The organism is Pseudazoarcus sp. NS34 (genome assembly GCF_059703725.1).
Window position 1 is genome coordinate 553040 of sequence record NZ_BAAKIZ010000002.1, and the last position, 21162, is coordinate 574201.

The 21162-nt window shown below is 64.5% G+C and carries 20 protein-coding genes; 3 read left to right on the plus strand and 17 right to left on the minus strand.

Going from position 1 to position 21162, the window contains the following annotated elements:
- Window positions 1–59: 59 nt before the first annotated feature.
- The 12 genes from ctaD to AC6H0N_RS09160 all read right to left on the minus strand — a co-directional run bounded on the left by ctaD (window position 60) and on the right by AC6H0N_RS09160 (window position 11273).
- On the minus strand, window positions 60–1649 hold the full coding sequence (ctaD, locus tag AC6H0N_RS09105; RefSeq protein ID WP_497573774.1) for a cytochrome c oxidase subunit I: 1590 nt from the start codon (window positions 1647–1649) through the stop codon (window positions 60–62).
- Between the two features lie 118 nt (window positions 1650–1767).
- Entirely contained in the window at window positions 1768–2967 is a 1200-nt protein-coding gene (coxB, locus tag AC6H0N_RS09110) for a cytochrome c oxidase subunit II (protein ID WP_497573775.1), read from the minus strand.
- 333 nt (window positions 2968–3300) lie between these two features.
- Window positions 3301–3726, minus strand: a complete 426-nt coding sequence (locus tag AC6H0N_RS09115; protein WP_497573776.1) for a nuclear transport factor 2 family protein — start codon at window positions 3724–3726, stop codon at window positions 3301–3303.
- Window positions 3723–4496 carry an SDR family NAD(P)-dependent oxidoreductase gene (locus AC6H0N_RS09120; protein WP_497573777.1) on the minus strand — a complete coding sequence of 258 codons (774 nt, stop codon included), beginning with the start codon at window positions 4494–4496 and terminating at the stop codon, window positions 3723–3725. Before AC6H0N_RS09120 ends, AC6H0N_RS09115 begins: the two co-directional genes overlap by 4 nt.
- Window positions 4496–5026, minus strand: a complete 531-nt coding sequence (locus AC6H0N_RS09125; protein ID WP_497573778.1) for a DUF3833 domain-containing protein — start codon at window positions 5024–5026, stop codon at window positions 4496–4498. The genes AC6H0N_RS09120 and AC6H0N_RS09125 overlap by 1 nt, the downstream gene beginning before the upstream one ends.
- Window positions 5023–6321 (minus strand): MFS transporter, encoded by a 1299-nt coding sequence (locus AC6H0N_RS09130; protein ID WP_497573779.1) that lies wholly within the window; start codon window positions 6319–6321, stop codon window positions 5023–5025. Before AC6H0N_RS09130 ends, AC6H0N_RS09125 begins: the two co-directional genes overlap by 4 nt.
- Complete coding sequence (locus tag AC6H0N_RS09135) at window positions 6311–6871, minus strand: chalcone isomerase family protein (RefSeq protein WP_497573780.1); 561 nt, start codon at window positions 6869–6871, stop codon at window positions 6311–6313. The genes AC6H0N_RS09130 and AC6H0N_RS09135 overlap by 11 nt, the downstream gene beginning before the upstream one ends.
- Window positions 6864–8084 (minus strand): class I SAM-dependent methyltransferase, encoded by a 1221-nt coding sequence (locus tag AC6H0N_RS09140; RefSeq protein ID WP_497573781.1) that lies wholly within the window; start codon window positions 8082–8084, stop codon window positions 6864–6866. Before AC6H0N_RS09140 ends, AC6H0N_RS09135 begins: the two co-directional genes overlap by 8 nt.
- Window positions 8081–8854, minus strand: a complete 774-nt coding sequence (locus AC6H0N_RS09145) for a DUF1365 domain-containing protein (RefSeq protein ID WP_497573782.1) — start codon at window positions 8852–8854, stop codon at window positions 8081–8083. The genes AC6H0N_RS09140 and AC6H0N_RS09145 overlap by 4 nt, the downstream gene beginning before the upstream one ends.
- Window positions 8851–10179 carry an NAD(P)/FAD-dependent oxidoreductase gene (locus AC6H0N_RS09150; RefSeq protein WP_497573783.1) on the minus strand — a complete coding sequence of 443 codons (1329 nt, stop codon included), beginning with the start codon at window positions 10177–10179 and terminating at the stop codon, window positions 8851–8853. Before AC6H0N_RS09150 ends, AC6H0N_RS09145 begins: the two co-directional genes overlap by 4 nt.
- A gap of 26 nt (window positions 10180–10205) precedes the next feature.
- Window positions 10206–11006, minus strand: coding sequence for a GTP cyclohydrolase FolE2 (folE2, locus tag AC6H0N_RS09155; RefSeq protein WP_497573784.1), 801 nt, complete (start codon window positions 11004–11006; stop codon window positions 10206–10208).
- Window positions 11007–11033: 27 nt separating this feature from the next.
- Entirely contained in the window at window positions 11034–11273 is a 240-nt protein-coding gene (locus tag AC6H0N_RS09160) for a hypothetical protein (protein ID WP_497573785.1), read from the minus strand.
- Window positions 11274–11353: 80 nt separating this feature from the next.
- Here AC6H0N_RS09160 and AC6H0N_RS09165 point away from each other — a divergent pair, with 80 nt between their 5' ends.
- Both AC6H0N_RS09165 and rfaE2 read left to right on the plus strand, forming a co-directional pair.
- Window positions 11354–12283 (plus strand): MerR family transcriptional regulator, encoded by a 930-nt coding sequence (locus AC6H0N_RS09165; RefSeq protein ID WP_497573786.1) that lies wholly within the window; start codon window positions 11354–11356, stop codon window positions 12281–12283.
- Between the two features lie 63 nt (window positions 12284–12346).
- Window positions 12347–12832, plus strand: coding sequence for a D-glycero-beta-D-manno-heptose 1-phosphate adenylyltransferase (gene rfaE2 / locus AC6H0N_RS09170; protein ID WP_497573787.1), 486 nt, complete (start codon window positions 12347–12349; stop codon window positions 12830–12832).
- A 35-nt stretch (window positions 12833–12867) separates the two neighbouring features.
- Here rfaE2 and AC6H0N_RS09175 read toward each other — a convergent pair whose 3' ends face one another.
- The gene (locus AC6H0N_RS09175) at window positions 12868–13146 is read right to left on the minus strand and encodes a hypothetical protein (protein WP_497573788.1); all 279 of its coding nucleotides are present in this window, start codon (window positions 13144–13146) and stop codon (window positions 12868–12870) included.
- Between the two features lie 112 nt (window positions 13147–13258).
- Here AC6H0N_RS09175 and recQ point away from each other — a divergent pair, with 112 nt between their 5' ends.
- On the plus strand, window positions 13259–15091 hold the full coding sequence (gene recQ, locus AC6H0N_RS09180; protein ID WP_497573789.1) for a DNA helicase RecQ: 1833 nt from the start codon (window positions 13259–13261) through the stop codon (window positions 15089–15091).
- Window positions 15092–15098: 7 nt separating this feature from the next.
- On the opposite strand, the gene msrA is transcribed toward recQ, so the two are convergent.
- Genes msrA through trpD form a run of 4 tightly spaced genes read right to left on the minus strand, consistent with a single transcriptional unit; the run spans window position 15099 to window position 21157 of the window.
- Window positions 15099–15650, minus strand: a complete 552-nt coding sequence (gene msrA / locus AC6H0N_RS09185; protein ID WP_497573790.1) for a peptide-methionine (S)-S-oxide reductase MsrA — start codon at window positions 15648–15650, stop codon at window positions 15099–15101.
- Window positions 15651–15675: 25 nt separating this feature from the next.
- Window positions 15676–19326, minus strand: a complete 3651-nt coding sequence (locus AC6H0N_RS09190; RefSeq protein WP_497573791.1) for a translocation/assembly module TamB domain-containing protein — start codon at window positions 19324–19326, stop codon at window positions 15676–15678.
- Complete coding sequence (gene trpC / locus AC6H0N_RS09195) at window positions 19323–20120, minus strand: indole-3-glycerol phosphate synthase TrpC (RefSeq protein WP_497573792.1); 798 nt, start codon at window positions 20118–20120, stop codon at window positions 19323–19325. Before trpC ends, AC6H0N_RS09190 begins: the two co-directional genes overlap by 4 nt.
- Entirely contained in the window at window positions 20117–21157 is a 1041-nt protein-coding gene (gene trpD / locus AC6H0N_RS09200; RefSeq protein WP_497573793.1) for an anthranilate phosphoribosyltransferase, read from the minus strand. Before trpD ends, trpC begins: the two co-directional genes overlap by 4 nt.
- Window positions 21158–21162: the final 5 nt, after the last annotated feature.

The following is a 21162-nucleotide window of genomic DNA, read 5'->3' on the forward strand; positions in this document are numbered from 1 at the left end:
CTGCCAAACGTCCGTTTACGTCCCCCATGCGACCGCGCCGCACGGGGGCTCTACGTGCATCACTTGACGACCGGCGGTTCCTCGAACGTGTGATGCGGAGCCGGCGAGGGAACAGTCCACTCCAGGCCCTCGGCGCTGTCCCAGGACTTGGCACCGGCTTTCTCACCACCACCGCTTGCCGCCTTGATGACCACCCACAGGAAGATCAGCTGGCTGAGGCCGAACCCGAAGGCACCAATGGACGCCAACATATTGAAGTCGGCGAACTGCAGCGCATAGTCCGGCACCCGGCGCGGCATGCCAGCCAGACCCAGAAAGTGCATCGGGAAGAAGGTGATGTTGAAGAAGATCAGCGAGGCCCAGAAATGCACCCTGCCGATACGCTCGTCAGGCATGCGGCCAGTCCACTTCGGCAACCAGTAATAAGCACCGGCGAACAACGCGAACAGGCTGCCTGCGACCAGCACATAGTGGAAGTGCGCCACGATGTAGTAGGTATCGTGGATCTGGATGTCCACCGGGGCAATTGCGCAGATGAGGCCAGTGAAGCCACCCATCGTGAATACGAAGATGAAGCCGACCGACCAAAGCATTGGCGTCTCGAACGTCATCGAGCCGCGCCACATCGTCGCGATCCAGTTGAAGACCTTCACACCAGTCGGCACCGCAATGAGCATGGTCGCGTACATGAAATACAACTGACCTACCGTCGGCATGCCCGTGGTGAACATGTGGTGGGCCCACACCATGAACGACAGGATGGCGATCGAGGACGTGGCGTAGACCATCGACGCATAGCCGAACAGCGGTTTGCGGGCGAAGGTCGGAATAATCATGCTCACAATGCCGAAGGCCGGCAGGATCATGATGTACACCTCGGGGTGCCCGAAGAACCAGAAGATGTGCTGGTACAGCACCGGATCTCCGCCGCCAACGGCGCTAAAGAAGCTGGTCCCAAAATGGCGGTCGGTCAGCAGCATGGTCACGGCCCCCGCCAACACCGGCATCACCGCGATCAGCAGATAGGCCGTGATCAGCCAGGTCCAGCAGAACAGCGGCAGCTTCATCATGGTCATGCCCGGAGCGCGCATGTTCAGTATGGTGACGATGATGTTGATCGCACCCATGATCGAGCTGATGCCCATGATGTGGACCGCGAAGATCGCCATGTCCATGCCCATGCCCATCTGGATCGACAGCGGCGGATACAGCGTCCAGCCCGCGGCGGTGGCGCCGCCCGGCACAAAGAACGATCCAATCAGCAGCAGCGCCGCCGGCGGCAGCAGCCAGAAGCTCCAGTTGTTCATCCGCGCGAAGGCCATGTCGCTGGCGCCGATCATCAGCGGAATCTGCCAGTTCGCGAAGCCTACGAAAGCCGGCATGATCGCGCCGAACACCATTACCAGGCCGTGCAGCGTCGTGAGCTGGTTGAAGAACTCCGGCTGCACGACCTGCAAGCCGGGCTGAAACAACTCGGCCCGGATCGTCAGCGCCATCACGCCCCCCGCGAGGAACATGACAAAGCTGAAGATCAGGTACATCGTGCCGATGTCTTTGTGGTTGGTGGTCGTGATCCACCGCATCAGCCCGGTCGGGCCGTGATGATCGTGATGATGATCGTCCGCGTGCTCTGGGGTAACCGCCGCCATGCTGCCTCCTTCTCTTGCCCCCACCGGACTCTGTCCGGCGGAGATTGAGCTGTCGAATTCTGGATTCGGACGCGTCGTCACTGTGCGACGCCTGCGCCCGATGCTGAGCTAGTAAGCCTTATCGCGCTGCGGCAACCGCATCAGCCGAAACGGCTTCTGCGTTGTTACCCCAGCTGCTACGCACGTGGGTCGCAATCGCCGCGATCTCCGCGTCCGGGAGACGGGCGAAGGATGCCATCGCGGTACCGGGGCGCCCTTTCAGGAGCACCTCGATCACGCCGGCGGCGTCCCCCACGACCACAGCAGAGCCAGCCAGGGCCGGGAAGGCCGGCGGAAGGCCCGTACCGTTAGGCTGGTGGCAGGCTGCGCAATTGGCTGCGTACAACTGACTGCCGTCCGCCGCCGGGGCGGCAGCGACAGCCGCGGGAGGCTCTGCTGCCGCAGGCGCCGCCTGCGCAACATCCGCTTGCTCGGCAACCACCTCAGCAACGGCGGAGTCGCTTGCGGCCACTTCGACTGGTGTCTGGGAGGCAACCCATTCGGTGTAGGCCTGCTCGGACACGACATGCACCTCGATAGGCATGAAGGCGTGATCACGTCCGCACAATTCTGCACAGACGCCCCGATACACACCTTCCTTGTCAGCGCGGAACCATGCGTCACGAATGAAGCCGGGGATCGCATCCTGCTTGACGCCCAGAGCCGGCACCCACCATGCATGAATCACGTCGTTGGCCGTAAGCAGCACACGGACCTTCTTGCCGACTGGGACGACAACCGGGTTATCGACTTCTAGCAGATAGTTGTCGCCCTTGGAGTCACGGTTCTCGATCTGGCCGCGCGGCGTGCTCATGGTAGACACGAAGCTCACGCCTTCGCCTTCGCCGACTACGTAGTCGTAGCCCCACTTCCACTGGTAACCGGTCGCCTTGATCGTGATGTCAGCCGCAGAAGCGTCACGCATGTCGATGATGGTTTTGGTCGCCGGCCAGGCCATGCCGACGAGGATGAACACCGGGATGATGGTCCACAGCACTTCGACCGTAGTGTTCTCGTGAAAATGCGCCGCGACGGCGCCTTTGGACTTACGGTGCGCGAAGATCGAATAGAACATCACGCCAAACACCAGGACGAAGATCACCAGACAGATGACCAACATCAGGGTGTGCAGATCGTAGATCTGCGTAGCAACCGATGAGACCGGTTCCTGAAGATTGTATTTCGCCTGAGCGAACGCAGAGTGCGCCGCTACAAGCATAAGGCCCGACGCTGCAAGGCGACCGAAAAGACTCATGCCCCAATTCCCCCGTGTAGACATCAACGCATTGCACGGAAAACGCTATTCCGCTGCGCGTGGGCCTCGCCATTTCAGCGATGGACCACGAAGAAGTACTACCGAGGCACGACCCCTAACCCACTTTCCGTCTTTCCAGGTCGTTCCCCGACTTCCTGACGCGATGGACTGGCTGCGCACCATGTTTCGTTCGAAATCTTGTAGTGGCGCGCTTTTCCGTATGCCGTGGCGGAGTGTGCCACAAGCACTTTCGGCGCGGCAAGGCGATTCTTCCGGCCTCGTCCATGATCCAGATCAAAAGTCGTGCACCTCGCCCCAAAGCCTTGCAAACGGCCACCAGAGCGGATTCTGAGACCGTCAAGAGGACGTTGCAGACATGCGACGCCGCAGCCATCTGAACACCACGCCGACCGCCGGCAGCTTTGCGTAGAGCTCTTCGGCAGGGTCCCAATAGTCGCGATGCACACTTACCCTTCCGTCATTTCCGAAAAGCAATACGCTCGCGCCGCGCACTTCGAGATGGCGCCCAGACATCACGAAGGAAAAGGTCCACTCAAGTGCGGCCCGGTGGCCGCTGGCGATCCGGTCTGTGACCACGAAGCGCGGGGAGTCGAGGTTGGCGAACATGTGCTCGAAAATGCGCACGATGGCCACGTGACCGACCACGTCGTTGAAAGGGTCCTTGAAGCGGGCATCTTCGGCGTACAGCTGGCTGGCCTCCCGCAGCGTGTCGGGCTGCAGGTTCTCGTAGAAGTCCACGAGACGATCAAGCACGTCATTCATAGGCCGGTGATCTTGCGCATGAGAGGGAAGTAGAGCCGGCGCGGCAACAACGACAGCAGCTTCAGCACCAGCGTGAACCTGCGCGGAAAATGGATCTCGAAAGCGCCGCTCGCAAAACCTGCGACGATTCTGCGTGCTGCCTCGGCGGCCGGGATCAGCGCCGGCATGTGGAAATCGTTGGCGGCCGTCAGCGGCGTTTCGACGAAGCCGGGGTTGACTACAAATACATCCACACCGCGCGGCGCCAGATCAAGGTACAGCACTTCAGCGAAGTTGATCAGCGCGGCCTTGGTGGGGCCATATGCGGCAGCCTTGGGCAAACCACCATAGCCGGCCACGCTGCCCACAATGGCGATTGCTCCTTCGCCCCGTTCAAGCATGCGACCAGTGACGGCGGATACGCCTTCCATGACCCCGATCAGATTGGTTTCCACCGTCAGACGGATGGCAGCTACATCCAGCTCCCATGCCCGCATCGGCTGATAGGTGCCGGCGTTGAAAATCGCCAGATCGATGCCGCCCAAGGCGTCCACCACATCGGCCTCGGCGCGCGCATGGTCGGCACTGCAAGTCACATCCATCGGGACGACCAGCGCCCCGCCACAGCGCTGTGAAACCTCGTAAAGCGTCGCTCGCTTGCGGGCCGACAGCGCCAGCAGCGCACCGCGCGCAGCAAGCTCCTCAGCGAGCGCCGCGCCGATGCCGCTCGATGCGCCGACAATCCACACCCGGCGTCCTGTCCAGTCCCGAATCGGACGATTCAGCGACATCACGAGTCCCGCTTGTAGAACGTCAGCGTGACCTCGCCCAGACGCACGCCGAACTTGCTCATCGCCGAGCGGTTGAGCATCACCCGCTCATCCATCAGGAACATCCAGTCATCAAAATCAACCTTGTACACCTTGTCGCCTACCGGCAGTTCCAGCACATAGCGCCAACGCAGCGCATTGCCCGCCGCCTCGCCCAAGGCTTCGCCGATGACGTCGCCTGCCGTGCCGGTATAGCGGCTCGCTGAGTGGCGTGTGACCGTCCAGACGCGACGCTGGGTCGTTCCGTCCGAATAGGTGAAGTACTCGTCGAGCGTGCCGACATCACCCTCCCAGCTCGCCTCGATCAGCACGTGGAAGCGCTTGACCACTTCGCCGGAGCGATCCTGGAAGACGCCATGAGCGTCGAGCGTGCCGTTGAAGTACTCGCGCAGGTCCAGCGTCGGCTGCTCACCGGCATAACGCTGCACGTCCACCGATCCACAACCGGTCAGGCCCACCACGCCGGCCAGCATGCACAGAATCTTTTTCATCGCAGTCGTCCTTCAAAATCGAGTTCATGTCTGAGCCGCCAAAGCAATGCCGCCGCAGCCAGCTTGGCAATGCACGGCAAACCGGCGTACACCAGCGCCAAAGCGAACAGTGAATCGCCCTCGCCCTCGCCGACGCCAGGCGCGTAACCCAGCCCCCCAAGCAAGGGCAGCGAAATCCCGGCAGCGATCGCCAGGTTTGCCTTGGTGACGAAGTTCCACCATCCGAACCACGCGCCGGCCCGCGCCGGTCCCCGTCCGAAATCGCGTGCGAGCAGATCGGCCAACATCGCCGGCGGCAGGGCCAGATCGGCACCCAGCGCGAAGCCTGACAGCATGCAGATCAGCCCATAGGCGAGCAGATCGCCACTGCCTAGCGACGCCGCCCAGCCAAACACCACGACCGACAGCAACATCGCCGCCAGCCATGCCTGCAGCTTTCCGATGCGTCCGGCGATCCGCACCCACAGCGGCAAACCCGCTGCGCCGGCGAGGAAATACAGCACCAGAAAGGCACCCGACCAGCGCTCGGCGTCAAGTACGTCGGCGACGAAGAACAACACCGTCGACGCCGGAATTGCCGCCGCAATGCCGCTGACGGCGAAAACGCCCAACAGCGCCGCAAACGGGCGGTGCCGCAACGCGGCCAGCAAGTCCCGCAGCATTGCGCCATCGTGATTGGAGACGGCATACGGACGTGGCGCGGCCAAGAGAGTCAGCGCCGCACAGATCACCAGCACGGGCACGAACACCCACAACAAGCGCATCAGACCGGTCGCGCTGTCCTGTGCCAACACCGTGGGCAGCGCTGCCGCCAGCACCACACCGATCAGGGCGCAGGCTTCGCGCGCAGCCACCAGGCGCGTGCGGTCGGCCGGCACTTCAGCGGCTTCGGCGCCCCAGGCGTTGTAATTGATGGTGGCCAGCGAGAAGCCCAGCGTCACCGCGATCACCGACGCAGCCAGCCAGCCGGCTCCGGCCCCCTGTGGCGGGGCGAGCAAAGCCACCATGCCCAGCGCCAGCAGCGGCAAGGCCAACAGGATCATCAAGCGTCGATGGGCATGGCGGTCGCTGAGCGCACCGATCAGAGGATCCGTTACCGCATCGAAGGCACGCGCCAGCAACAGCACCGCACCCACGGTAGCCAGCGAAAGTCCGACCTCACCGGCGTAGAGCTGCGGGGCGTGCACGTAGATCGGCAAAGCCGCAAAGGCCAGTGGCAGTCCGAGTGCGCCGTAAGCGGCAAGCCGGCGCGGGGAATGCCCCCGCTCCAAGGTGAACGCCTGCTCAGCGCTCATCGGCCAGGCCAAGCAGGCTTTGTCGCATGTCCGGCTCACGGGTTCGCTCGTCCAGCCAGATCGCAAAGAAGGCCTTGGCGAAGCGTGGATCGTCAATTTCCACCGTCAGCTCCCCGCGGTGAAAGAAGCGCACGCTGCCGTCAGCCATACGCAAGCCGATGATGGCGTCGTCGCGCTCCACATCCGGAAAGGCCGCTTCGAGCAAGCCGCGCCAGGACCGCACGAGAGCTTCGTCCGCAACATCCAGCCGCTGCATTTCTTCCAGGCTGACGTCCACCAGGCGTTGCGACTTGATCGAACGTCCGTAGCGGATCTCGAGCGCAAACGCCGCATCCGGCGACCAGCCAGCGCCTGCCGGCACCCACAGCGCGGCGTCATAGATGCGCAAGCCGAGCCAGCGCATGCGCGCCTCCCCGAGCACCTCCCAGCGCTCGGCAGCGCCGGGTAGCACAGCCGGCGTCGTCCACTTGCCAGAAGCAGTGACCACCAGCGGCACGCACGCACACAACAGGAGCAGCGCGCGGACCAGACCGAGCATGCGATCAGACACGCAGGAATTCGTAGTGATGAACATCGATATCCCCCGAGTTGAAACCAGCCTCGCAGTACGAGAGATAGAAGCGCCACATACGCATGAAGCGCTCCGGAAAGCCTTGCGCCTTCACTTCGCCGTCACGGGCGTTGAAGGCCTGGTGCCAGTGCGCCAGCGTGCGCGCGTAGTCCCGGCCGAAGGCAAAGTCACCACAGGCCGTGAGGCCGGCCGCCGCGGCGTGTCGCCCGACCATGGCAGGTGACGGCAACATGCCGCCCGGAAAGATGTAGCGCTGAATGAAATCCGTGCCGCGCCGGTAACGCGCAAACAGCTCGTCGGCGATGGTGATGGCCTGAATCACACAGCGTCCACCTGGCTTGAGCAGCTCGGCAATGCGCGAGAAGTACACCGGCCAGTAGCGCTCGCCGACGGCCTCGATCATCTCGATCGATACGATGTGGTCGAACTGCCCGGCTACGTCGCGGTAGTCGCACAGTTCGAAGCGCGCGCGATCCGCAAATGCACCCTGCTCGGCGCGCTGACGTGCAAACGCGAGTTGCGCCGGCGACAGCGTCAGTCCATGCACGTGGCATCCGTACTCGCTCGCCGCCACCTCGGCGAATCCGCCCCAACCGCAGCCGATCTCCAGAATGGTCTGCCCCGGCCGCGCCCCGAGCCGGTCAAGAATGCGGCGATATTTGCGGCGCTGTGCGTCCGCCAGCGGCTCGTCGTCGGACTCGAAGACCGCGGCCGAATAGGTCATGGTCTCGTCCAGCCACAAGCTGTAGAACTCGTTGCCGAGGTCGTAATGCGCCTCGATATTGCGGCGCGAGCCACTGCGGGTGTTGGCCCGCAGCAAGTGCCACATACGTGCCGCCATCAGCCGCACGGCGCGGCCATACACGGCGCGCCCCAGCACGGCGCGGTTGGACGAGAGCAGCGTCAGCATCGCCGACAGCTCATCGGTATCCCACTGCCCGTCCATCCAGGCTTCGGCCAACCCGATGTCGCCGCGCGCCAGCACCGCCTCGAAGACGGCGTGATCGCGCACGCGCCAGTGGGCTACCAACCCGCCGTGCCCCACGCGCCGCTGATGCCCGTCCGGCAACTCCACAGCCAGCGCGCCACCCTGCAAGCCCTCGAGCAAATCGAGCGCGAGGCGGGTCGAGGATGGAATGTCGGCAGGCGCCGCGCTGGTGCCGGCGCCGATGATGTGTTCATTGGAGGTCATCGAGTCGTTTCCTCGAGTGGAAGCGCCGGCTTGCGAAAGAACGGCACGCGCTTCCACCACAGCCGAAGCGCCTGCCAGTGAATGCGGGCGATCACACCGAAGGTCATAAATGGGAATTGCAGCAGCCACTTGCGCATGACGGCCGCTGTCAGCGGCACACCGTGACCGGCAATGCGGGTAGCCAACCTGAGGTCATCGTCAAGCCAGTAGTCGATGGTCACGTAGCGCAGGTCCGCGCGCGCGCCAAAGCTGAAGCGGTACTCGCCCTCGACGTCGAAGAACGGAGAGACGTGGAATACCTTCTGGGCGCGCAGGCAATCCCCCGATTCGATCGGGCGCAGGTCGGGATGGTGAACGAGGTAGTTGTGGCGCTCGCCGAAGGTGTTGCTGACCTCCGCCAGCACCGCACGAAGCTGTCCCCGCTCGTCGTGGCAATGAAAGAAACTGACCGGGTTGAAGACGTAACCGAACAGCCGCGGCATGGTCTGCAACACCACCTCGCCGCCGGTGCACTGCGACAGCCCCTCACGTACCAGCAGTTCGCGCACCCAGGGCAGCAAGGGCGAGCCGTCGCGCGGGCCGTGATCGGCCGAGCGCAGCGAAAACACCGCGCGGCGATCGATCCCCAACAACGGGCGATCACATTCAGCCAGGCGCGACAGCGGCAGTCGCAGCCACGCCATGCGATAGGCAAAGCGGTTGTGCGCCGGGATCGTGCGCTCGTGCATGACAACGCCGAAACTCACGGTCGGGTCGAACACGGCGCTCATGCCGCAACCGCCGGCTGAATCGCCGCGCCCGCCCACGGCGTGCGTACACCCAGGGCCTCGGCCACTTGCAGGGCGGACTTGAGCCCGTCTTCATGAAAGCCATAGCCGGTCCAGGCGCCGGCAAACCAGCTGCGGTTGACACCCTGAATGGCAGGCAAGGCCGCCTGCGCGGCCACCGCGGCGTGATCGAATATCGGATGCGCGTAGTCGAACTCGGCCAGGCGGAGTTCGTCGCGCGGCTCATCGAAAGGATTCAGTGACACGACCACCGGCGTGCTGCACGGCAAGGGCTGCAGCTGATTGAGCAGGTAGCTGACCGAGACCGATCGACCACCCTGCTCGCCGTCACCGGAAAGGTAGTTCCAGGCCGACCACACGCCGCGCCGGCGCGGCAGCAGCGTCGCATCGGTGTGCAGCACGGCGCGATTGCGCTGGTAGCGCACGGCGCCCAGCAGCCGCCGTTCGTCGGCGGTGGCGCCGTCACCGAGAATGGCCAGCGTCTGATCGGTATGGCAGGCAAACACGATCTCGTCGAAGCGCTCCTGCGCGCCGTTCGAACGCACCCACACGCCGGCTTCATCGCGTGTCACGCGATCGACCGGCGCATTCAGCCGGGCGTCGGCAATCGCCAGCAGCATGCGCTGCACGTATTCGCGTGCGCCGCCGCGCACCGTCATCCACTGTGGGCGGTCCAGCACCTGCACCAGGCCATGGTTGTGGCAGAAGCGCACGAAGGTGGCCAAGGGATAGGCCAGCATGGCCTGCGTCGGACAAGACCAGATCGCCGCCGCCATCGGCAGCAGATACCAGTCGCGGAACACCTGGCTGTAGCGTGAAGCGTCCAGATACTCGCCCAGCGACATGTCGGGCGCCGAACCTCCGGCGGCCATCGCCGTTGCGGCACGGTTGAAGCGCATGATGTCAGCGAGCATGCGCCACATGGCCGGACGCAACAGATTGCGCCGCTGCGCAAACACCGTGCCGAGGTCGGCTCCAGCCCACTCCAGGTCCGGCGCAGACATGCTCACACTGAAGGACATTTCCGAGCGCGCCACCGGCACATCAAGCAGCGCGAACAGCGCGCACAGATTCGGGTACGTGCGCTCGTTGAATACGAGGAAGCCGGTATCCACGCCAAAGCGCTGACCTTCGACCTCGACATCCACGGTGTTGGTGTGGCCACCGAAGTAGCTCCCGGCCTCGAACAGCGTGACCTGCGCCCTACGCGACAGCAGCCAGGCGGACGCTAGCCCGGCAATGCCCGAACCCACCACCGCCACTCGCTTGTTGCCACCGCCGACCCGACCGATCTCACCCATGTCCATTCGTATTTCTCCGTTACGGGCGGCGGTCAGCCGTTACGCCCTTCAATCAGCGCATACGCAGAATGGTTGTGGATGGATTCAAAGTTCTCGGATTCGACCGTCCAGTATTCGACGCGCGCGTCTCCCGACATGCGCAGCGCGATGTCACGCACCAGGTCTTCGACAAACTTGGGGTTGTCGTAGGCGCGTTCCGTCACCCATTTCTCGTCCGGACGCTTGAGCAGCCCGAAGACCTCGCAGGAGGCCTCTTCCTCGGCCACGCGCACCAGCTCTTCGATGCTGACGTCATCGCTCAGCACAGCCGTGATGGTGATGCGCGAACGCTGGTTGTGAGCTCCATAGTCGGAAATTTTCTTCGAGCATGGGCACAGGCTGGTCACCGGTGCAGCGACTTGTTGCGTCACACGCATGGCGCCGTCCTCATTCACTTCGGCGACCCAGACGACATCGACGTCGATCAGACTCGCCACGCCCGAAACCGGCGCCAGCTTCTCGATGAAATACGGAAAACGCAGTTCCATCCGACCGGTCTTGGCTTCCAGCCGCGTCAGCATGTCGCGCATGATGCGGCGCAACGCTGCGAGCGTCAGTTCGCCCCGTTCGCTTTCGAGAATCTCGACAAAACGCGACATGTGAGTCCCCTTGACGTCCGCCGCGAGGCCGACCGTCATCTCCAGCGTTGCCACCGTATGAACCGCAACGCCTGCAGCCGAACGCACCCGCAGCGGGTAGCGCAATCCACGCACTCCCACCCGCTGAATAGCCAGCGCACGGTGGTCGGGGCTGGCCTGGACGTCGGGGAGAAAGGCGCGATCAGGTGCGTTCATGGCGAGAGACCTATTGTTGGGTGCCGATCAGGCGAAATGCAGCGGGGGCGCAGCCGTAACGATGAGTGCGTTGCGGTGCAGGAAGATCTTGGTATCGAGATCCATGCTGCGTTTTCTGTCCTGTACACTCTGAGAAGGAGACGTGTTGTGCTGGACAGATCGAGCCTCTGCCCGCACCTCGCCCTCCCACCAGAAAGCGCTGGCAGCAAGCACCAGTGCGGCGACCAGCAGCATCGAGAAGCGATTCAGAGATTTGGCGGTGTTCATTTTTTGTCCTAGACAAAAGTGGTACGCAGCCCTAAGGTAGAGCCGTCGATGTCTCAAGTCAAGCGTTTGTCCAGGACAAAATGGAAAAAGAAGCGCCCAAACCAGTACTGATCAACATCGCCGCAGTGGAACGCGATACAGGTCTCGCAAAGGACACCCTGCGCGTGTGGGAACGCCGGTACAGTTTCCCGACCCCTACTCGTGACGAGCACGGCAACCGGCTCTATAGCAGCGAAGATGTGGAGAAGCTGCGCATCATCCGTCGTCTGCTCGACCAGGGCCGCCGTCCGGCCGCTCTGATCCGGGCGTCTACCGACGAACTGCTGGCGCAACTCGACCAAGGCTCACGTCGGACCGAGGGCCCCACCACAACCGTTGACGAAGCGGCTTTCCTCCAGCTCGTGAGGCTGCACCGCAATCAGGAACTACGCGCAACGATGCAGCAGATGCTGCTCAAGCAAGGCTTGCAGCGCTTCGTCGCCGAAACCGTCAGCACGCTCAATGTCGCCATCGGCCAGGCCTGGATGCGAGGTGAAGTGGATGTGCCCGAGGAGCACCTGTACTCGGAGCAGGTGAAGAACCTGCTGCGCAACGCGATCAGCTCCTTGCCAGACGCCGCATCACTTCCGCGCGTGCTGCTGACGACTTTTCCTGACGAACAGCACGGGCTGGGCATCCTGATGGTGGAGGCCATGCTCGTACCGGAAGGTGCCAGTTGTGTATCGCTGGGTACGCAGACCCCGCTGTCGGACATCAGCAAGGCCGCCATCGAGGGGCGTTTCGACATCGTTGCGCTGTCGTTCAGCAGTGCCTTTCCGCTGCGCCAAGCGGTAGAGGGCCTCAAACTGCTGCGTCAGCAGCTGCCGTCAAGCATCGCGCTGTGGGCCGGCGGTGCGGCACTCGCCACCAAACCGCCCGCGCTTCCCGGCATCCGGATTGTCGGTTCGCTCGATGACGCAGTTGTGGCACTGCAGGAATGGCGGGCCAGCAGCAAAGGCGGCGTTCACTAGGCAGTTCCGTCACGCCCGGTGCAGGCGCTACACTGCCGATCTGCCCATTGCACTGCGAAACCCATGCCCACCGCCCCCGACTTCGAACGCAAGCTCTGCGCGCCCGCTGATCTCGTCCGCCACAGCGCGAGGCTGCCCCGCCCGCTGGTCTTTACCAATGGCTGCTTCGACATCCTGCATCGTGGGCACGTCACCTACCTGGCGCGCGCGCGCGCCCTCGGCGCCGCACTGGTCGTGGCGCTGAACACCGACGCCTCAGTGCGCCGCCTCGGCAAGGGTGAGGACCGCCCGATCAACACCCTCGAAGACCGCATGGCCTTGATGGCAGCCCTTGAATGTGTCGACCTGGTGACCTGGTTCGACGAGGACACCCCGATCCAGCGCATTCTGGAAGCACGCCCGGAGGTGCTGGTCAAAGGTGGCGACTGGGCGCCGGCCGACATCGTCGGGGCGCCAGAGGTCATCGGCTGGGGAGGCACGGTGCATTCGATCCCGTTCGAACACGAACGCTCGACCACCGCCCTGCTGAAAAAGATCAGGGCCGCCTGACGCGACCCTGAATTTCCACTTGGTGTAATCCCGCTTCAGCGCGGGCCAGCCTTCCCGCCCGGGTTGTCCTGCCACCAGGTGATGGTGTCCGGGTTGTCGAGGTGATCGAACTTCTCGTCGTGCTCGTTGAGCAAGCGGAAGATCGTCGAGGCATGCTCCGGCTCGAAGCCCTTGCGGGCACCGTCGCGCGAATCGCTGAGCAATTCGAGCAGCAGCTTTCTGCACTGTGCAGTCCCCCACATCTCGTCGATTCTCGAGAGGTGCGGGTAGGCGGAATACAGGTTGGTCGTGTCGGTTGTTCGCTTGGAATCCATCTGATGACTCTTGGGTAAATGGCAACTACTTGCGTATCACTATCGGCCATGCGCTTCCGAGCGTCAAGAACTGCAAACAAGCGTAGCGGTGCAATCTCACGATGCGCGTAAAATGCCTGCCATCATGGCAAGCAGCTTATCCCCCTCCCCGCTCCACATCCTTGAACACGTCTTCGGCTACACGGCCTTTCGAGGGCCGCAGCAGGCCATCATCGAGCATCTGTCGGAAGGCGGTGACGCGCTCGTCCTGATGCCGACCGGTGGCGGCAAGTCGTTGTGCTACCAGATTCCGGCACTGGTCCGCCCGGGCACGGCCATCGTCGTTTCGCCGCTGATCGCGCTGATGCAGGACCAGGTCAGCGCGCTGCGCGAAGCCGGCGTGGCAGCCGCCTATCTCAACTCCAGCCAAACGCTGGACGAGATGAACGCCGTCGGCCGCCAGTTGCTGGCTGGCGAGCTCGACCTGCTCTACGTCGCGCCCGAACGCCTGCTCACGGGCCGCATGCTCGGCACCTTCGAGCGCATGCATGCCGAGGGCCGCATCGCGCTGTTCGCCATTGACGAAGCGCATTGCGTGTCGCAATGGGGGCATGACTTCCGCCCTGAATACCTGCAGCTGTCGGTGTTGCACGAGCGCTTCCCGGGCGTGCCGCGCGTGGCGCTTACGGCCACCGCCGACCCCGAAACACGTGAGGAAATCGTCGCGCGCCTGCGGCTCGAGTCGGCGCGCCGCTTCGTCTCCAGCTTCGACCGGCCGAACATCCGTTACCGCATCGACGACAAGGACAACCCGCGCAACCAGCTGCTCGCCTTCATCCGCAGCGACCATCTGGGTGAATCGGGCATCGTGTATTGCCTGTCTCGTCGCAAGGTCGAAGAAACGGCTGCCTGGCTGGTCGAACAGGGCATCAACGCCCTGCCGTATCACGCCGGCCTGGGCAACGACATCCGCTCGGCCAACCAGACCCGCTTCCTGCGCGAAGACGGCATCGTAATGGTCGCCACCATTGCCTTCGGCATGGGCGTGGACAAACCGGACGTGCGCTTCGTCGCGCACCTTGACCTGCCGCGCTCGATCGAGGGCTATTACCAGGAAACCGGTCGCGCCGGCCGCGACGGCCTGCCGGCTGAAGTATGGATGGCCTGGGGCGCGCAAGACGTCGTGCAGCAGCGCCGCATGATCGACGAATCCGAGGGTGCCGAAGATTTCAAGCGCCGCGCCCGTGCGCGGCTGGACGCGCTGGTGGGGTTGGTCGAAACCGTTGCTTGCCGGCGTCAGCACTTGCTGTCGCACTTCGGCGAAGGTTCCGGCCCATGCGGCAACTGCGACAACTGCCTGTCTCCTCCGCGCACCTGGGACGCCACCGAGTCGGCGCGCAAGGCTTTGTCCTGCGTCTACCGCACCGGCCAGCGCTTTGGTGCCGGCCACATGATCGACGTGCTGCGCGGCGAGCGCACCGACAAGGTCGGCGAATGGCAGCACCACGAGGTGAGCACTTTCGGCATCGGCGCCGAAATGGACGAGAAGAGCTGGCGCACGCTGTTTCGCCAACTCGTGGCGCGCGGCCTGCTGGCGGTGGACCACGACCGCCACAACGCGCTGATCCTGACCGACGAAGCACGCCCGCTGCTGCGCGGTGAGGCCGGCTTTGAGCTACGCATTCCGCCCGAGAAGAAACGCGCACGTAGCAATCGCCGCCGCGTGCTCGACATCCCGGACGGCGTGCCGCAAACCCTGTTCGATCAGTTGCGCGCCTGGCGCATGGAAACCGCGCGTGAGCGCAACGTGCCGGCCTACGTCATCTTCCAGGACGCCACGCTGCGCGAGATTGCCATTGCGCGGCCGGCCTCGCTGACCGAACTGGGCGCCATTTCCGGCATCGGCGACCGCAAGCTGGAAGCCTACGGCAGCGCGATTCTCGAGCTGGTTCAAGCCACGGTTTAAGAACCGCCTACTTCTTGCGGCGGGCGGCGAACTTGGCGCGGAATTTGGCCAGTTTGGGGGCTACTACCGCTTGGCAGTAAGGCTGGCCGGGGTTGTTGGCATAGAAGCTGAAGTGATAATCCTCGGCCGGCCAGAACGGTGCAGGCAGCTCGATCTTGGTCACGATGGGCGCAGGAAAGGCATCCTCCAGATCCGCCATCAAGGCCGCCGCGTCATGCAGCTGTTCCTCGCTGGCCGGGAAGATTGCCGAACGGTATTGCGTGCCGAAGTCATTGCCCTGACGGTCCGTCGTGGTGGGATCGTGCGTGGCAAAGAAGATCTCGAGCAGGTCACGAAATGAAATGACATCAGGATCGAAGCTGACGCGCACAACCTCGGCATGGCCGGTGTCGCCGCCGCAGATCTGTTTGTAGGTCGGGTGGTCGATCTCGCCGCCACAGTAGCCGGGCTCGACCTTCAGCACGCCCTCGACCTCGTTGAACACCGCTTCGGTGCACCAGAAACAACCGCCGCCCAGAATGGCGGTTTCCGTGCGACCGCCTGCTGCTTCATTCGTCATTGCGCTCTCCCTGTTCCCCCGCGGTTCAGCGGAAACTGATTGTGTAATAGATATCGGCCGCATTGTCGCTGCCGCCGCGCGCGACAACCGACACGCGCCGCGTCAGCTGGTAGGTCAACAGCACCAGGCTCTCGGCCCCGCTCAGACTCTGCTCGAAGGATACGCTCAGGTCATCCCCAAGACGCTTGCCCAGCGTCAGCACCTGGCCGGTCAGCTCACCCTCGCCGGTCACGGTGGTGCCGCTACCTACCACGCGGCTGGTCTGTACCCGTCCGACACCCGCGGCCGACTGGCCAATGCCGAGCTCGTCAAAGCCCAAGCTGCGCGACAGTTGCTCCGTCATGCCGCCTCCGGGGCCGCCCAGCAGGGCTTGTGCGGCAGGCAGCAACAGGCCCAGATCGGCACCACCGCCCGCGCTCGGCGCACGCCCCAGCACGATCCATGAAAGCTTCTCGGCGTCCGGCACATCGGGCTGGGACACCAGCCGCACCTGCGGGCGCCGCGCGCTGCCGGTAACGGCCACCCCCGCCTCCACCGCCAGGCCCTTGCGCAGCGCGACAACGTTCAGGCCCGGATTGTCGAGCGCTCCCTGGAAGTTGATCACACCACGCTCGATCGTCAGGCTCTGACCATAGCCGCGATAGACGCCGCCGACGGTAGCGATGCTGCCGGTCGCCGACAGGGCCTCGCCGGGCCGCAACTGCAACTGCAGATCTCCGGCGAGCCGGGTATCCAGCCCGAGCGCCGACAGATACAGCGCGTCGCCCAGGGACACCCGCACATCGGCGCTGAGTTGCATGCCCTCACCATCGGCCTTCTCCTCGGTCCCGAGAATCACCACATCATCCGACAGGCTCGGCGGGGGCGATTCAGCGAACTCGATGTAGCCGGCATCCGCCCGGAAATCCGCCTGGATATCGAGGGACGTCCAGGTGCTGGTGGCCGAGCCGGAACCGGACATGATCAACCAGCGGTCGTTGCGCTGCAGGATGGGCAGCCGATCGGCCTCGAAGCTGAACTGCCCTTCACCCGTTTCCAGGGCGATTTCGCCGGACGAGGTCAGGCGGCCCGGCTCCCGCGTCAGCTCTTCAAACGGAACACGTCGATCAGCAGGACGCACGCGATTCGGCGAAACAAAATCCAGTTTGCGCAGATACAGACGGTTGCGATCGAATTCGGCCAGCAGCTCGCCACCGGACAGCTGCACGCCGTGCTCGACCAGCACCATCGACAGCCCTTCGCCGGTGATGCGTCCGGTGGCCACCGGCTCGGCCGGCGTGCCCGTGACCGAGAACTCGGCGCGCAAGGCGCCGTCCAGCACCGTTTCCTCCTGCATGAGACGCGACAGCCAGGCGATCGACGGCATGTCGAAGCGCACTGAACCGAGCAAATCGGCATCGCGCGCCAAACCCCAGGCGCCCGCCTCGTTGCGCGCCAGCAGCGCGGTAGCGGAGCCGCTGACGGTGCCGATCTGGGTGCCACGCGCATCCAGCGAGGCCGCCAAACGCTCGCCCGACGCCACAACCACGGCCTCCAGGTGCTCGAGACCAATACGCGCACTCAGCTCGCCGGGGACCGAGATGTCGCCGGATTCGCGGAACACACGCAAGCGGCCGTCGGCCTGATCCGTCAATTCGATCTCCCATTCCGCGCCGAGCGTGAGCGGCCCCGGCCCCCGTGCACCGCGCCGTCCCGGCTCGATCACCGCCAGCCCGGTGAGGTGTCCGACCAGCCGGGTGAGCTCAGGCGACCACACGGTTTCGTCGAGCACCACGCGGCCTTCCTCGCCGGCCTGCAAGCGCGCTGGTGCAAGCTCGACGCGCTCGGGCGACAGGCTCAGGGCGGCGGGCGCTTCGAGCCGCAACGGCAGACGGCCTTCGAGTTGCAGACTTTGCAAGCGGCCCGTCCAGGCCATTGTCTGGCTGTCAGGCTGACCTCCCTCAAGACCAAGTTGCAATCGATCGCCCTCGGGGGTGGTCGCGTCCACATCGAGCACATGCGCGAGCCGGGTACCGCGGATGGATGCGCGCAGGCGTTCCACCCAACGCGCGTCTTCGCCACCGCCCACGCCGGCAACATCAATGTTCAGTTCGACCGGCCCGTCGATGCCCGCTTCGGCAGCGCCCGAGGCAGAAATGCGCGCGATGCTGACGTCAGCCGGCAGCCGCAGCGCGTCACCGCGCAGGTCAAATCGCCCGGCCGGCGCCTCGAGGGTCCCACTCAGGTTTGCGTCGAGATTCACGTTGCCGGCCAGCCCCAGACCAAGGCGGTCAAGCCGGCGGGCCACCAGCTTCACGTCCAGCGCATCGCCCGGCGCGCCCCATGCTCCCACCGCGCTCAACTTGCTGGCGCCAAGCGTCAGACGCAGATCGGCTTCGGGCACCCGCGTGCCCTCGACGCGCAGGTGGCCTTCCCCGCCCAGCGCTATATCAAACAGGCGGCTTTCAGCAAACTTGAACTTCAGTTGTAGGCGATCCGGGTCGGTGAAGGCCACCTGCACATCCGCGCCCACGTCACCTTGCGGCGCCAGGCTGTGCAGGCGCGCAGGGTTGATGTCCGATGCGACCAGGGTGGCGGAGCCGGACAGCGGTTGCAGTTCGGCGGGCGAACGAAGCTCGGCCTCACCCGACAGGCGACCGCTGCCAACCAAGCCCACGTCCACATTGCTCAAGGAGACTTGTTGCAACGACGCGCGCACCCGTGTGCTCAGCGATTCGAACGGCAGACCGCCTTCGTCCACCCGCATCGGCTGCTCGTTGCGCAACGCGAGTTCGCCTTCCAGCACCCCGTCGGCGACGTTCGCCAGCAAGGCGTCGATGGCCAGCATTGCCGACGGCGCGCCCGGCACGAAGGCCGCCGGGTCGAACCCCTGCAAGGCCAGACGAGTGCCGAGCAGGGGCAAGGCCTCAAACGGGGCGATCTGCGCTTGAAGGTCACCGGCAAGGCTTTCACCCGCAGCATCCGCACGCAACTCGAGCCGTTCGAGGTCGCCCGTCACGCCATACGACAGGATGAATTCACGGCCGTCGAGCACGGCCCGCGCGGTGCCGTCGGCCGTTACGCCATGCGGAAACACGCCGGTGTCGAGGCTGCCGCGCAGCGTGGCCTCGCCCCACGGCGAAGTCAGCTGCAGCGCGTCGACCCTTTGAACGCCATCGTCTCCGGAAAGCCTCGCGCTGATGTCGGAAAAGGCCAGCGGTGCGCTGCCGTCCTCACCCCAGCTTTCGATCAGAACACGCCCCACCGTCACTTCGGCATCGACGACAAAGGGCAGAGAAATCTGTGGCATCTGCGGTGGGCTGGCGGGCTCGTCAGCAGACGGCCGCGTTGCGACGCGAAGGGTGTCGAGCTTGAGCTGGTCGACGTGCAGACGGCCGCCGAGCAAGCTCAGCAGACGCCAGTCGAGCTCGAGCGAAGCAGCCTCGATACGCAGATCAGTGGTTGAGACGTAGAGCGAATCGACCGTCAGCGGCCCGAGAAGCCGCCCGGACACGCCCTCGGCGACCACGCTGACGCCACTCAAGCGTCGCGCCGCATCGAACGCCAAGCGCGCTCCGGCTTCTGTCGCCAGCAGCCAGCTTGAAAACAGCAGAGGCAGAACGACTACGGTGGCAAGCGTCGCCAGAAGAATGCGTCGCAGGCCACCAGTACTCTTGGTGTTCTCTTCCGCCGTCATTCTCCCCGGCCGAATAGCCCACGCAGCGCCGCGCCGGGATCGGGCGCGCGCATGAAGGCTTCGCCCACGAGAAAGGCATGCACATCATGTGAACGCATGTGTGCCACGTCAGCCGGCGCAAGAATGCCGGATTCGGTAACGACGATGCGGTCGTCCGGGATGCGGTCAAGCAGATCGAGGGTAGTGGCGAGACTCACGTCGAAGGTGCGCAGGTTGCGGTTGTTGATGCCCATGAGGGGAGTAGACAGCTGCAAGGCCTGTTCGAGTTCCGCAGCGTTGTGCACTTCAACCAGCACGCCCATGCCCAGCTCGTGCGCAACGCCTTCGAACTCCTGCATTTCGGCCAGGCTCAGCGCGGCCGCGATGAGCAGGATGGCGTCCGCGCCCATCGCGCGTGCCTCGTACACCTGCCACACGTCGACGAGAAAATCCTTGCGCAACACCGGCAAGGCGCAAGCCGCGCGAGCCGCCTGCAGATACTCCGGCGCCCCCTGGAAGAAGTCGCGGTCGGTCAGTACCGACAGGCATGCGGCGCCGGCCGCTTCGTAGGACGCGGCGATTTCGGCCGGGCGGAAATTGGCGCGGATCACGCCCTTGGAGGGGCTGGCCTTCTTGATCTCGGCGATCACTGCCGAATCGCCTGCGGCAAGCTTCGCGCGCATCGCCGCCACGAATCCGCGTACCGATGCTGCGACCTCGGCCAGACTGCGCTGCTGCGCCAAGGAGATGCTGGTTTTGCCGTGGGCGACCTCCTCGCGTTTGACTGACAGGATGCGTTCGAGGATGTCGCTCATGCGGAGGCCTTGCAGGATTGGGTGAAACGCACGAAGGCGTCGAGCTTGGCACGTGCCGCGCCGCTGGCCAGCACTTCACGTGCACGCGCAATGCCGGCGCCGATGTCGGGCACGAGGTTGGCCGTGTACAGCGCGACACCGGCATTGAAGACGACGATCTCGCGCGCCGGGCCTGCGCGGTTCTCCAGCGCGCCAAGCAACATCTCTCGCGAAGCATCGGCGTCAGCGACCTGCAGGTTGCGCGTGCCGGCCATCGCCAGGCCGAAATCCTCGGGATGGATCTCGTACTCGGTCACCTCGCCGTTCTTCAGCTCGCCGACACGGGTGGAAGCACCGAGGCTGACCTCATCCATGCCGTCCAGACCATGCACGACCAGCACGTGATTGGCGCCCAGACGCTGCATCACGCGCACCTGGATGCCGACCAGATCAACATGGAACACGCCCATCAGCGTGTTCGGCGCGCCGGCCGGATTGGTCAGCGGACCGAGGATATTGAAGATGGTGCGCACGCCCATTTCGCGGCGCACCGGCGCGACATTCTTCATCGCGCTGTGGTGGTTTGGCGCGAACATGAAGCCCACGCCAAGCTCCTCCACGCAGGCCGCGACCTGCTCCGGCGACAGCGCCAGATTGGCGCCCAGCGCCTCGAGCACATCTGCCGCGCCGGACTTGGACGACACGCTGCGCCCGCCATGCTTGGCGACACGCGCACCGGCTGCAGCGGCGACGAAGATGGTGGCAGTCGAGACATTGAAAGTCTGCGAGCCGTCTCCGCCGGTGCCGACCACGTCGAGGAAGTGATCGTGCGGCGGCGGCACGACGACCTTGGTCGACATCTCGCGCATCACGGTGGCCGCAGCGGTGATCTCGCCGATGGTTTCCTTCTTGACGCGCAGGCCGGTCAGGATGGCGGCGCTCATCACCGGGGAAATCTCCCCGGCCATGATCTGGCGCATCAGAGACAGCATCTCGTCAAAGAAGATCTCGCGGTGATCGATGGTGCGTTGCAGGGCTTCCTGCGCGGTGATCGTCATGGTTT

Coding starts and splice junctions, on each gene's coding strand:
- recQ (WP_497573789.1), top strand. CDS start 13,259: ATGCCTGCCATCATGGCAAGCAGCTTATCCCCCTCCCCGCTCCACATC.
- AC6H0N_RS09160 (WP_497573785.1), bottom strand. CDS start 11,273: ATGAACACCGCCAAATCTCTGAATCGCTTCTCGATGCTGCTGGTCGCC.
- AC6H0N_RS09150 (WP_497573783.1), bottom strand. CDS start 10,179: ATGGACATGGGTGAGATCGGTCGGGTCGGCGGTGGCAACAAGCGAGTG.
- AC6H0N_RS09140 (WP_497573781.1), bottom strand. CDS start 8,084: ATGACCTCCAATGAACACATCATCGGCGCCGGCACCAGCGCGGCGCCT.
- AC6H0N_RS09175 (WP_497573788.1), bottom strand. CDS start 13,146: ATGGATTCCAAGCGAACAACCGACACGACCAACCTGTATTCCGCCTAC.
- ctaD (WP_497573774.1), bottom strand. CDS start 1,649: ATGGCGGCGGTTACCCCAGAGCACGCGGACGATCATCATCACGATCAT.
- AC6H0N_RS09145 (WP_497573782.1), bottom strand. CDS start 8,854: ATGAGCGCCGTGTTCGACCCGACCGTGAGTTTCGGCGTTGTCATGCAC.
- AC6H0N_RS09190 (WP_497573791.1), bottom strand. CDS start 19,326: ATGACGGCGGAAGAGAACACCAAGAGTACTGGTGGCCTGCGACGCATT.
- AC6H0N_RS09125 (WP_497573778.1), bottom strand. CDS start 5,026: ATGAAAAAGATTCTGTGCATGCTGGCCGGCGTGGTGGGCCTGACCGGT.
- AC6H0N_RS09120 (WP_497573777.1), bottom strand. CDS start 4,496: ATGTCGCTGAATCGTCCGATTCGGGACTGGACAGGACGCCGGGTGTGG.
- folE2 (WP_497573784.1), bottom strand. CDS start 11,006: ATGAACGCACCTGATCGCGCCTTTCTCCCCGACGTCCAGGCCAGCCCC.
- msrA (WP_497573790.1), bottom strand. CDS start 15,650: ATGACGAATGAAGCAGCAGGCGGTCGCACGGAAACCGCCATTCTGGGC.
- trpC (WP_497573792.1), bottom strand. CDS start 20,120: ATGAGCGACATCCTCGAACGCATCCTGTCAGTCAAACGCGAGGAGGTC.
- AC6H0N_RS09115 (WP_497573776.1), bottom strand. CDS start 3,726: ATGAATGACGTGCTTGATCGTCTCGTGGACTTCTACGAGAACCTGCAG.
- rfaE2 (WP_497573787.1), top strand. CDS start 12,347: ATGCCCACCGCCCCCGACTTCGAACGCAAGCTCTGCGCGCCCGCTGAT.
- AC6H0N_RS09130 (WP_497573779.1), bottom strand. CDS start 6,321: ATGAGCGCTGAGCAGGCGTTCACCTTGGAGCGGGGGCATTCCCCGCGC.
- coxB (WP_497573775.1), bottom strand. CDS start 2,967: ATGTCTACACGGGGGAATTGGGGCATGAGTCTTTTCGGTCGCCTTGCA.
- AC6H0N_RS09165 (WP_497573786.1), top strand. CDS start 11,354: ATGGAAAAAGAAGCGCCCAAACCAGTACTGATCAACATCGCCGCAGTG.
- trpD (WP_497573793.1), bottom strand. CDS start 21,157: ATGACGATCACCGCGCAGGAAGCCCTGCAACGCACCATCGATCACCGC.